This window comes from Kingella kingae ATCC 23330 (assembly GCF_900111845.1).
Taxonomy (GTDB): Bacteria; Pseudomonadota; Gammaproteobacteria; order Burkholderiales; family Neisseriaceae; genus Kingella; species Kingella kingae.
This window is the reverse complement of sequence record NZ_FOJK01000014.1, coordinates 17,549-30,235: the sequence shown is the minus strand read 5'-3', so window position 1 is coordinate 30,235 and position 12,687 is coordinate 17,549. Positions and strand designations below refer to the sequence as shown.

At 45.0% G+C, this 12,687-nt stretch carries 10 protein-coding genes and 1 tRNA gene; all 11 read left to right on the top strand.

Annotated features, from left to right (window positions below):
• Positions 1-126 (top strand): EF-Tu C-terminal domain-related protein (locus BQ5809_RS10285; protein WP_081353473.1); only part of this gene is annotated, 126 nt, incomplete at its 5' end.
• 14 nt (positions 127-140) lie between these two features.
• Positions 141-216, top strand: a tRNA-Trp gene (locus BQ5809_RS04705).
• 84 nt (positions 217-300) lie between these two features.
• Complete coding sequence (secE, locus tag BQ5809_RS04700) at positions 301-519, top strand: preprotein translocase subunit SecE (RefSeq protein WP_003787947.1); 219 nt, start codon at positions 301-303, stop codon at positions 517-519.
• 18 nt (positions 520-537) lie between these two features.
• Positions 538-1,089: a transcription termination/antitermination protein NusG gene (gene nusG / locus BQ5809_RS04695; protein ID WP_003787944.1), complete on the top strand. Its 552-nt coding sequence runs from the start codon at positions 538-540 to the stop codon at positions 1,087-1,089.
• 125 nt (positions 1,090-1,214) lie between these two features.
• Complete coding sequence (gene rplK / locus BQ5809_RS04690; protein WP_003787941.1) at positions 1,215-1,649, top strand: 50S ribosomal protein L11; 435 nt, start codon at positions 1,215-1,217, stop codon at positions 1,647-1,649.
• Positions 1,649-2,344 carry a 50S ribosomal protein L1 gene (rplA, locus tag BQ5809_RS04685; protein WP_003787938.1) on the top strand — a complete coding sequence of 232 codons (696 nt, stop codon included), beginning with the start codon at positions 1,649-1,651 and terminating at the stop codon, positions 2,342-2,344. Before rplK ends, rplA begins: the two co-directional genes overlap by 1 nt.
• Before the next feature lie 219 nt (positions 2,345-2,563).
• Entirely contained in the window at positions 2,564-3,061 is a 498-nt protein-coding gene (gene rplJ, locus BQ5809_RS04680) for a 50S ribosomal protein L10 (RefSeq protein WP_003787936.1), read from the top strand.
• A gap of 63 nt (positions 3,062-3,124) precedes the next feature.
• Complete coding sequence (gene rplL, locus BQ5809_RS04675; RefSeq protein WP_003787935.1) at positions 3,125-3,496, top strand: 50S ribosomal protein L7/L12; 372 nt, start codon at positions 3,125-3,127, stop codon at positions 3,494-3,496.
• Between the two features lie 219 nt (positions 3,497-3,715).
• On the top strand, positions 3,716-7,909 hold the full coding sequence (rpoB, locus tag BQ5809_RS04670) for a DNA-directed RNA polymerase subunit beta (RefSeq protein ID WP_003787933.1): 4,194 nt from the start codon (positions 3,716-3,718) through the stop codon (positions 7,907-7,909).
• Positions 7,910-7,986: 77 nt separating this feature from the next.
• Positions 7,987-8,322 carry a hypothetical protein gene (locus BQ5809_RS04665; protein WP_003787931.1) on the top strand — a complete coding sequence of 112 codons (336 nt, stop codon included), beginning with the start codon at positions 7,987-7,989 and terminating at the stop codon, positions 8,320-8,322.
• Positions 8,323-8,411: 89 nt separating this feature from the next.
• Positions 8,412-12,599: a DNA-directed RNA polymerase subunit beta' gene (gene rpoC, locus BQ5809_RS04660; protein WP_032827810.1), complete on the top strand. Its 4,188-nt coding sequence runs from the start codon at positions 8,412-8,414 to the stop codon at positions 12,597-12,599.
• Positions 12,600-12,687: the final 88 nt, after the last annotated feature.

Sequence of the window (12,687 nt, the reverse complement as noted above, 5' to 3'; positions counted from 1 at the left end):
GGCGAAAACGTGAAAATCACTGTTGAGTTGATTGCACCTATCGCTATGGAAAACGGTTTGCGTTTTGCGATTCGTGAAGGTGGTCGTACCGTTGGTGCGGGCGTTGTGGCTAACGTGATTGCTTAATCGCTAAAAATTAAAGGTCAATAGCTCAATTGGTAGAGTATCGGTCTCCAAAACCGAGGGTTGTAGGTTCGAGACCTACTTGGCCTGCCATATCAAAAACTAACCAAGTGGAAAGCTTGGTTAGTTTTTTCTTGTATATACGGATTATTTAAATAGTACGAAAAGAGGTGTATCGTGAGTCAAAAAACAGAGCATGAGCAAGAAAGCGGATTTAGATTATTCCGATATATTAAGGAATCATTTAAAGAATTCAAAAAAGTTGTATGGTCCAAGCGTAATGATGCGGTGCAGATTACAATTTTTGTGATTGTATTTGTCATTATTTTTGCTTTATTTATTTTTGGCGTAGATACAATCATTGCTAAATTATTTGGTTATTTAAACGGATATTAACGAGTGGGAGAGAGTGGTATGGCAAAAAGATGGTACGTAGTACAGGCTTATTCGGGCTTTGAAAAAAATGTGCAAAAAACATTAAAAGAACGCATTGCTCGCGAAGGTATGGAAGATTATTTCGGACGTATTTTGGTGCCTGTGGAAGAAGTGGTAGATGTAAAAAATGGTCGGCGCAATATTTCGGAGCGCAAGTTTTTCCCTGGTTATGTGTTGGTTGAAATGGAAATGACCGACAGCTCTTGGCACTTGGTAAAAAGCACGCCAAGGGTAAATGGTTTTATTGGTGGTACATTGCACCGGCCTTTGCCTATCACGCAAAAAGAAGTGGATATCATGATGGAACAAGTGGGTGGTAAGAGTGAAGAGGGTGGATATAAAAAACCTAAGCCACGTGTGGAGTTTGATATTGGACAGCAAATTCGTGTTGTAGCTGGGCCCTTTGCAGATACCAATGGTACAGTTGAGCATGTGGATTATGAGCGAAATAAATTGCGCGTAAATGTACAAATTTTTGGTCGCGAAACGCCTGTTGAATTGGAATTTGGGCAGGTTGAAAAAATCGTCTAAATGGCAAAAGCAGCCTGCATTTTGATTTTGCTTGTAAAAATAAAAAATCTTGGCTATAATCGATAGCTTAATTTTTGGGGAGCAGAATGGTTCTGCGTTATACCCGTTTTTTGGAGTCTTGAAACATGGCAAAGAAAGTCATTGGCTACATCAAACTGCAAATTCCTGCAGGTAAAGCCAACCCATCACCACCAGTTGGCCCAGCTTTGGGTCAGCGTGGTTTGAATATTATGGAATTTTGTAAAGCATTTAACGCAGCAACTCAAGGTATTGAACCTGGTTTGCCAACACCTGTAGTCATTACAGCGTATGCGGATAAATCTTTCACATTCGTATTGAAAACACCTCCTGCCTCTATCTTGTTGAAAAAAGCAGCAGGCATTAAAAGTGGTAGCTCTAACCCATTGACTAATAAGGTGGGTACAGTAACACGCGCTCAATTAGAAGAAATTGCAAAAACTAAGCAGCCTGATTTGACTGCTGCTGATTTGGATGCAGCTGTACGCACAATCGCTGGTTCTGCACGTTCTATGGGCTTGAATACTGAAGGAGTGGTGTAATGGCTAAAATCTCTAAACGCTTAAAAGCAATCCGCGCAACTGTTGAAGCTAACAAATTGTACGCGATTGACGAAGCCATTGCTTTGGTAAAAAAAGCAGCAATTGCAAAATTTGACGAATCAGTTGATGTATCTTTCAACTTGGGTGTAGACCCACGTAAATCTGACCAAGTTATTCGTGGTTCTGTTGTATTGCCAAAAGGTACTGGTAAAACCACTCGCGTAGCTGTATTCACGCAAGGCGCGAATGCTGAAGCAGCTAAAGTGGCTGGTGCAGATATCGTTGGTTTTGAAGATTTGGCTGAAGAAATCAAAAAAGGTAACATGGACTTTGACGTAGTGATTGCTTCTCCTGATGCAATGCGTATCGTTGGTCAATTGGGTACCATCTTGGGTCCACGTGGTTTAATGCCAAATCCTAAAGTAGGTACTGTTACTCCTAATGTGGCTGAAGCAGTTAAAAATGCTAAAGCAGGTCAAGTTCAATACCGCACTGATAAAGCAGGTATTATCCACGCTACAATCGGTCGCGCTTCTTTCGCTGAAGCGGATTTGAAAGAGAACTTTGATGCGTTGTTGGATGCTTTGGTAAAAGCAAAACCTGCTGCTGCTAAAGGTCAATACTTGAAAAAAATCGCAGTATCTAGCACTATGGGCTTAGGTGTTCGTGTTGATACTTCAAGTGTAAACAACTAAGAATCTTTCAGGCAGCCTGAAAATGGCTGCTTGGAACTGGGCTACTTAAATAAAATTAAGTAGATGTCCAAGACCGTAGGGAACGCAAGTTTTAAAAATCACCCTACGCAGACGGTAGTCCTGAAAATAATCATTTTAATACAAAATGTCTAATCAGGTTGCCGCGCTGGTGGGTAGTCTATTTTGGGCTATCTGAATTTAAACAGTGGGAGGTAGACCTTGAGTCTCAATATTGAAACCAAGAAAGCAGCCGTAGAAGAGATTAACGCAGCTATTGCGAACGCTCAAACTATGGTGGTTGCTGAATATCGCGGTATCAGTGTTGCAAGCATGACTGAACTTCGCGCTAATGCTCGTAAAGAAGGCGTATACTTACGCGTTTTGAAAAACACATTGGCTCGTCGAGCAGTTGAAGGAACTTCTTTTGCTGGCTTAGCTGACCAAATGGTTGGTCCATTGGTTTACGCTGCATCTGAAGATGCCGTAGCTGCCGCAAAAGTGCTGCACCAATTCGCGAAAAAAGATGATAAAATCGTAATCAAAGCTGGTTCTTACAACGGTGAAGTGTTAAATGTTGTTCAGGTAACTGAGTTGGCATCTATCCCAAGCCGCGAAGAATTGTTGTCAAAATTGTTGTTCGTTATGCAATCGCCTGTTTCAGGCTTTGCGCGTGCATTGGCAGCCTTGGCAGAGAAAAAAGAAAGCGAAAACGCTTAATTTTTCCACGATTTTATCCGTTTGAAATTTTATATTTAAATCAATATTTTGGAGTTTGATAGCATGGCTATTACTAAAGAAGACATTTTGAATGCAGTTGAACAATTGACTGTTATGGAATTGAACGAGTTGGTTAAAGCGTTCGAAGAAAAATTCGGTGTTTCTGCTGTTGCAGTTGCAGTTGCAGGTCCAGCTGCTGGCGGCGCTGCTGCTGCTGAAGCGAAAACTGAATTTGACGTTATCTTAGCATCTGCTGGTGACCAAAAAGTTGGCGTGATTAAAGTTGTTCGTGCAATCACTGGCTTGGGCTTGAAAGAAGCTAAAGACTTGGTAGACGGCGCACCTAAAACATTGAAAGAAGGTGTTTCTCAAGCTGAAGCTGACGACATGAAAAAACAATTGGAAGAAGCTGGCGCGAAAGTTGAAATCAAATAATTTTGATTTTCTGACAATTTGACCGATAAGGCTGGTAGTTTTACACTACCAGCCTTGTTTGCGCTTTTACAGATTGAAAATTGGTAAATTTACAATAATTTACTATTTTTAAGCAAGTAAATAGAAAATTATTGTAAATTTTTTTAAATATTAAGTTTTAAAACAGTGCAGGCTGCTTGCGTAACAAGATGAGCAGGCATTTATTTTAGGAGTGTGTTCATGAGTTATACCTTTACAGGGAAAAAACGTATTCGCAAAAGTTTTGCGAAGCGTGAGACGATTTTGGAAGTTCCGTATTTGCTAACGACTCAATTAGAATCGTATAGCCATTTTTTGCAGCAAAATCGTTCTGCGGATAAGCGTGTAGACGAGGGTTTGCAGGCTGCTTTTAGTTCAATTTTTCCTATTTTGAGCAATAATGGTTATGCAGAGTTGCAATTTGACCAATATATTTTGGGCGAGCCTGAATTCGATATTCCTGAATGTCAGCTTCGTGGTATTACTTATGCTGCTCCTTTGCGTGCCAAAATTAAATTGGTTATTTTCAATAAAGAAGGCGCAAAACCTGAGGATAGAGAAATTAAAGAGGTACGCGAAAATACCGTTTATATGGGTGAAATTCCATTGATGACGCCAAGTGGTTCATTCGTGATTAATGGTACAGAACGTGTGATTGTGTCTCAGTTGCACCGTTCGCCAGGTGTGTTCTTCGAGCATGACCGTGGCAAAACGCATTCGTCTGGCAAATTGTTGTTCTCGGCGCGCATTATTCCTTATCGCGGTTCGTGGTTGGACTTTGAATTTGACCCGAAAGATTTGTTGTATTTCCGTATCGACCGTCGCCGTAAGATACCCGTTACGATTTTGTTGCGTGCATTGGGCTACGATAACGAACAAATTTTGGATATGTTCTATGATGCAGAAACCTATTATCTGTTTGGTCAAACTGTTCAGGCAGAAGTGGTGGCGGAACGCTTGCGTGGTGAAACGGCAAAATTTGATATCGTAGACAATGATGGCAAAGTGTTGGTAACGGCTGGTAAGCGTATCAATGCGAAAAATATTCGCGATATTCAAGCGGCTGGTTTGACTCGTTTGAATGTTGAGCCTGAAACTTTGGTTGGCAAAACGTTGGCAAAAGACATTGTTGCCAGCGCAACAGGCGAAGTGTTGGCGGTAGCTAATACAGAAATTACAGAAGAATTATTGGCACAGTTTGATATCAATGGTATTACGCAAATCCAAACTTTGTTTACCAATGAAACCGAAGCAGGTGGCTATATTTCTGCGACATTACGCACTGATGAAACACGCGACAAACAAGCGGCGCGTATTGCCATTTACCGCATGATGCGCCCTGGTGAACCGCCTACCGAAGAAGCAGTAGAAGCGTTGTTCAACCGTTTGTTCTTCCAAGAAGAAAGCTACGATTTGTCTCGCGTGGGTCGCATGAAATTCAACACGCGCACTTACGAACAAAAATTGCTGCCTGCACAAGAAAACAACTGGTATGGTCGTTTGGTGAACCAAACTTTTGCTGGCGTAGGTGAAAAAGAAGCCAAATTGCACATTTTGAGCGTGGAAGACATCGTTGTAACGATTGCCACTTTGGTTGAATTACGTAATGGACATGGCGAAGTTGATGACATTGACCACTTGGGTAACCGCCGCGTACGTTCTGTGGGCGAGTTGGTAGAAAACCAATTCCGTAGCGGTTTGGCGCGTGTGGAACGTGCAGTCAAAGAGCGTTTGAACCAAGCGGAAAGCGAAGGCTTGATGCCAACCGATTTGATTAACGCGAAACCTGTTTCAGCAGCCATCAAAGAATTTTTCGGTTCTAGCCAATTATCACAATTTATGGACCAAACCAACCCATTATCAGAAGTAACGCACAAACGCCGCGTTTCTGCATTGGGTCCTGGTGGTTTGACTCGTGAACGCGCTGGCTTTGAAGTCCGCGACGTACACCCAACGCATTACGGTCGCGTATGTCCTATTGAAACGCCAGAGGGTCCAAACATTGGTTTGATTAACTCGCTGTCGGTTTATGCGCGTACTAATGAATATGGTTTCTTGGAAACGCCATACCGCCGCGTGGTAGATGGCAAAGTAACCAACGAAATTAACTACTTGTCAGCGATTGAAGAAGGCCGCTATGTGATTGCACAGGCAAACTCGGATTTAGACGAAAATGGCTGCCTGAAAGATGAATTGATTACCTGCCGTGAAAAAGGCGAAACTATTTTGGCAACCGCCGACCGCGTTCAATACATGGACGTGGCAACGGGTCAAGTGGTGTCTGTGGCGGCTTCGTTGATTCCATTCTTGGAACACGATGACGCGAACCGCGCATTGATGGGTGCGAACATGCAACGTCAAGCCGTGCCATGTTTGCGTGCTGAAAAACCAATGGTAGGTACAGGCATTGAACGCTCGGTAGCGGTGGACAGCGCAACAGCAATCGTAGCGCGTCGCGGCGGCATGGTGGAATATGTGGACGCAAACCGCGTGGTTATCCGCGTACACGATGCCGAAGCAACCGCAGAACAAGGCGGTGTGGATATTTACAACTTGGTTAAATTCACACGCTCAAACCAATCTACCAACATCAACCAACGCCCAGCCGTAAACGCTGGCGATGTGCTGCAAAAAGGCGATTTGATTGCGGACGGCGCATCAACTGATTTGGGTGAATTGGCTTTGGGTCAAAACATGACGATTGCGTTCATGCCGTGGAATGGTTACAACTACGAAGACTCGATTTTGATTAGCGAGCGCGTGGCGGCTGATGACCGTTACACGTCCATTCACATTGAAGAATTGAACGTGGTGGCGCGTGATACCAAATTGGGCGCGGAAGACATCACACGCGATATTCCAAACCTGTCTGAAAAAATGCAAAACCGTTTGGACGAAAGCGGTATTGTTTACATCGGCGCGGAAGTGGAAGCGGGCGACGTGTTGGTCGGCAAAGTAACGCCAAAAGGCGAAACGCAACTGACCCCAGAAGAAAAATTGCTGCGTGCGATTTTTGGCGAAAAAGCATCTGACGTGAAAGATACTTCATTGCGTATGCCAACAGGCATGAGCGGTACGGTAATTGATGTGCAGGTGTTCACACGCGAAGGCATTCAACGCGACAAACGCGCTCAATCCATTATTGAAGTGGAATTGAAACGCTATCGCCAAGATTTGAACGACCAAATTCGTATTTTTGACAATGACGCATTTGACCGTATTGAGCGCATGATTGTGGGACAAGTTGCCAACGGCGGACCAAACAAATTAGCCAAAGGCAAAGAAGTTACCGCCGAATACTTGCGCGAATTGCCTAGCCGCCACGATTGGTTTGATGTTCGCATTGCGGATGAAGACATTGCCAAACAAATGGAATTGATTAAACTTTCATTGCAACAAAAACGCCAAGAAGCGGAAGAGTTGTATGAAGTGAAAAAACGCAAAATGACACAAGGCGACGAGTTGCCACCAGGTGTTCAAAAAATGGTTAAAGTGTTTATCGCCATCAAACGCCGTTTACAGGCAGGCGATAAAATGGCCGGTCGCCACGGTAACAAAGGTGTGGTATCGCGCATTCTGCCTGTGGAAGATATGCCTTACATGGCGGACGGTCGCACGGTGGACATCGTGTTGAACCCGTTGGGCGTACCGTCTCGTATGAACATTGGTCAGATTTTGGAAGTACACTTGGGTTGGGCGGCAAAAGGCATTGGACAACGCATTGACCGTATGCTGGCTGAACAACGCAAAGTCGGCGAAATCCGTCAATTCTTGGATAAACTGTATAACCATAGCGGTAAACAAGAAGATTTGGACAGCTTGACCGATGATGAAATTTTGACGTTGGCGCACAATTTGAAACGTGGTGTGACTTTTGCATCGCCAGTATTTGACGGCGCGAAAGAAAAAGAAATCTTTGATATGCTGGAATTGGCTTACCCAAGCGATGACCCTGAAATGCAAAAACTGGATTTCAACGACACCAAAACGCAAATCCGCTTGTTTGACGGACGCTCTGGCGAACCGTTTGACCGCCGTGTAACGGTGGGCGTGATGCACTATTTGAAACTGCACCACTTGGTAGATGAAAAAATGCACGCGCGTTCAACAGGTCCATACTCTTTGGTAACGCAACAACCGTTGGGTGGTAAAGCACAATTTGGTGGTCAGCGTTTCGGTGAGATGGAGGTTTGGGCATTGGAAGCATACGGCGCGGCATACACATTACAAGAAATGCTGACGGTTAAATCCGATGACGTAACAGGTCGTACCAAAATGTATGAAAACATCGTCAAAGGCGAACACAAAATTGACGCAGGTATGCCTGAGTCGTTTAACGTGATTGTGAAAGAAATCCGTTCGCTGGGCTTGGATATTGATTTGGAACAGAACTAACTTTGTTTCAGGCTGCCTGAAAAGGTTTAAAACGCAGTTTCAGGCTGCTATCTAAAGTTATTAAGTTAGGGAGATTGATGATGAAAACGATGAAACATTTTCTATTGGTGTTGATGTTGTACACTACGACAGTCTATGCTGCACCTACTATGAGCGACAGCGAACGTATTGCTGTTTTAGAGCGACAAGTGGCTCGCTTAACCGAGCAAGTAAATCAATTGCTGGTTGAACGATTAGGTCAATCATCACACGCTCAAACCGTACATGTATGTAGCATTCAAGCCTTTACTGATACCTATCGTGCAGAAAATGTGAATCTAGGTAGAGCTCGCTTGGCAGCTTTGCAACAATGTCGTAAAAATCATAACGCTATGTTCTGTGAAGACAGTGCGGTGCAATGTAAAACGTATTGATAATTTCGGGCAGCCTGAAAAACCCAGTTTCCCTTTTTCCTAAAAATATCCAAAAAAGTCTCAAAAAATCGCCCAAACTAGGAGCAAAAATGAACTTAACCGATTTATTCGCCCCCCTGCAACAAGCAGGTTCAGAAGAATTTGATGCCATTAAAATTGGCATCGCGTCGCCAGAGACAATCCGCTCATGGTCTTACGGCGAAGTGAAAAAACCCGAAACGATTAACTATCGCACATTCAAACCAGAACGCGACGGCTTGTTTTGCGCCAAAATTTTCGGTCCAGTTAAAGACTACGAATGCTTGTGCGGCAAATACAAACGCTTGAAATACAAAGGCGTTACCTGTGAAAAATGTGGCGTAGAAGTTACCCTGACCAAAGTTCGTCGCGAGCGCATGGGTCATATTGAATTGGCTGCGCCTGTTGCCCACATTTGGTTTTTGAAATCATTGCCAAGCCGTTTGGGTATGGTGTTGGACATGACTTTGCGCGATATTGAGCGTGTGTTGTATTTTGAAGCATTTGTGGTAACTGACCCAGGTTTAACCAGCCTGCAACGTCGCCAATTATTGACCGAAGAAGATTACTACAACAAATTAGAAGAATTTGGCGAAGAATTTGATGCACACATGGGTGCCGAAGGCGTGCGTGAATTGTTACGCAGCCTGAATGTGGAACAAGAAATTGAAACTTTGCGCCAAGAATTGCAATCAACCAGCAGCGACACCAAAATCAAAAAAATCGCTAAACGTTTGAAAGTATTGGAAGCATTCCAACGTTCTGGCATGAAATTAGAGTGGATGATTATGGACGTGTTGCCAGTCTTGCCGCCTGATTTGCGCCCACTCGTGCCATTGGACGGCGGACGTTTTGCCACTTCTGATTTGAACGATTTGTATCGCCGCGTGATTAACCGTAACAACCGTTTGAAACGCTTGTTGGAATTGCGTGCGCCTGACATCATCGTCCGCAACGAAAAACGTATGTTGCAAGAAGCGGTTGATAGCTTGTTGGACAATGGTCGTCGTGGTAAAGCGATGACTGGCGCAAGCAAACGCCCATTGAAATCTTTGTCTGACATGATTAAAGGTAAAAGCGGTCGTTTTCGTCAAAACTTGCTGGGTAAACGTGTGGACTACTCTGGTCGTTCTGTGATTACAGTAGGTCCTTACTTGCGTTTGCACCAATGTGGTTTGCCGAAAAAAATGGCGTTGGAGTTGTTCAAACCGTTTATTTTCCACAAATTGGAAAAACGTGAATTGGCAACCACCGTTAAGGCAGCCAAAAAATTGGTAGAGCAAGAAGTGCCAGAAGTTTGGGACATCTTGGAAGAAGTGATTCGCGAACACCCAATTTTGCTGAACCGTGCGCCAACCTTGCACCGTTTGGGTATTCAAGCGTTTGAGCCGATTTTGATTGAAGGTAAAGCGATTCAGTTGCACCCATTGGTGTGCGCGGCGTTTAACGCGGACTTTGACGGCGACCAAATGGCGGTTCACGTTCCATTGTCTTTGGAAGCGCAAATGGAAGCGCGTACGTTGATGTTGGCATCAAACAACGTGTTAGCCCCTGCAAACGGCGAGCCAATTATCGTACCGTCTCAAGATATTGTATTGGGTCTGTACTACATGACTCGCGACAAAATCAACGCAAAAGGCGAAGGCACATTGTTCGCCGATGTGAAAGAAGTACACCGTGCTTACCACACCAAACAAGTGGAATTAGGTACAAAAATTACCGTTCGCTTGCGTGAGTGGGTGAAAAACGAAGCAGGCGAATTTGAGCCTGTGATTAAACGCTACAACACCACTGTGGGTCGTGCGTTGCTGTCTGAAATCTTGCCAAAAGGCTTGCCATTCAGCTACATCGATACCGCATTGAAGAAAAAAGCGATTTCTAAATTAATTAACGCATCATTCCGCTTGTGCGGTTTGCGCGATACAGTGATTTTTGCTGACCACTTGATGTATACAGGTTTTGCATTGGCAGCGAAAGGTGGTATCTCCATTTGCGTTGATGATATGGAAATTCCAAAAGAAAAACCTGCATTGCTTGCCGAAGCGAATGCCGAAGTAAAAGAAATCGAAGATCAATACCGTCAAGGTTTGGTAACCAACGGCGAACGCTACAATAAAGTTGTGGATATTTGGGGTCGTGCAGGCGATAAAATCGCCAAAGCCATGATGGACAACTTGTCTACGCAAAAAGTGATTGACCGCGAAGGCAAAGAAGTTGACCAAGAGTCGTTCAACTCAATTTACATGATGGCGGACTCTGGTGCGCGTGGTTCGGCAGCACAGATTAAACAGTTGTCTGGTATGCGTGGTTTGATGGCAAAACCTGACGGCTCGATTATCGAAACGCCCATTACTGCGAACTTTCGCGAGGGTTTGACGGTATTGCAATACTTTATTGCGACACACGGTGCGCGTAAAGGTTTGGCGGATACGGCATTGAAAACAGCGAACTCTGGTTACTTGACTCGCCGTTTGGTGGACGTAACACAAGACTTGGTAGTGGTTGAAGACGATTGCGGCACATCAGAAGGTTTCTCAATGAAAGCCGTGGTACAAGGCGGCGATATTATTGAGCCATTGCGTGACCGTATTTTGGGTCGTGTAACCGCAACCGATGTGATTGACCCAAGCACAGGCAGCACATTGATTGAAGCTGGCACAATGCTGGACGAAAAACTGGTTGATTTGATTGACAACTCTGGCGTGGACGAAGTGAAAGTCCGCACACCAATCACTTGCCAAACACGTTATGGCTTGTGCGCAAAATGTTATGGTCGCGACTTGGCACGCGGTAAATTGGTGAACGCAGGCGAAGCAGTCGGCGTCATCGCAGCGCAATCTATTGGTGAACCAGGTACACAGCTGACAATGCGTACGTTCCACATTGGTGGTGCGGCATCTCGAGCAGCAGCAGCCAGCCAAGTAGAAGCAAAATCAAACGGTACGGTTCGCTTCAACAGCCAAATGCGTTACATCGCCAACAACAAAGGCGAATTGATTGTGATTGGTCGCTCTTGCGAAATCATGATTTTGGACGCAGCAGGTCGCGAACGTGAATTGCACAAAATCCCTTACGGTGCAACGCTGAAAGTGCAAGATGGCGAAGAGTTGAAAGCAGGCACAACGCTGGCGACTTGGGACCCGCATACGCACCCAATGATTACCGAACACGCAGGTCGTGTGGAGTTTGAAAATGTGGAAGAAGGTGTAACCGTTACCCGTCAAGTGGACGACGTAACAGGCTTGTCTACTTTGGTGGTGATTGACGGCAAACGTCGTGGCAGCACCAGCAAATTGTTGCGCCCAACGGTTAAATTATTGGACGAAAATGGCGAGCCTGTGATGATTCCTGGCACAGATACCCCTGTGTCTATGGCGTTCCAAGTAGGCGCGATTATCCAAGTACGTGAAGGTCAAGAAATTGGCAAGGGCGATGTGTTGGCGCGTATTCCGCAAGCATCAACCAAAACACGCGATATTACGGGTGGTTTGCCGCGCGTAGCCGAATTGTTTGAAGCGCGTGTGCCAAAAGACGCAGGCATGCTTGCCGAAGTAACAGGTACAGTTTCATTTGGTAAAGAAACCAAAGGCAAACAACGCTTGGTGATTACCGATTTGGACGGCGTGGCATACGAGACTTTGATTTCCAAAGAGAAACAACTGTTGGTGCATGATGGTCAAGTAGTAAACCGTGGCGAAACCGTTGTGGACGGCGCGGTTGATCCACACGACATCTTGCGCTTGCAAGGCATTGAAGCTCTGACACGCTACATCGTACAAGAGGTTCAAGAGGTTTACCGCTTACAAGGTGTGAAAATTTCTGACAAACACATTGAAGTGATTATTCGCCAAATGTTGCGCCGCGTGAACATCGTGGACGCTGGCGACACCAACTTCATTACAGGCGAACAAGTAGAACGCGCCGAAGTGATGATTGCCAACGAGCAAGCCATCGCCGCTGGCAAAGAGCCTGCTCGCTTTGAAAATGTGTTGTTGGGTATTACCAAAGCGTCTTTGAGTACCGACAGCTTCATTTCTGCGGCATCGTTCCAAGAAACCACGCGCGTATTGACCGAAGCTGCCATTATGGGTCGCAAAGACGACTTGCGCGGCTTGAAAGAAAACGTGATTGTGGGTCGCTTGATTCCTGCGGGTACAGGTTTGAGCTACCATCGTTCACGTCGTGCGGCTTGGGCAGCACAACGCAGCGCAGATGCGGTTGCTAACCAACCAGCAGCAGACGAACAACAAGACGCGTAATCGCAAAAAAGTGCAGGCTGCTTTGATGTTTAAAAAGTAGCCTGCAATAGAAAACGGACAAACAGTTTAGATTGTTTGTCCGTTTTGG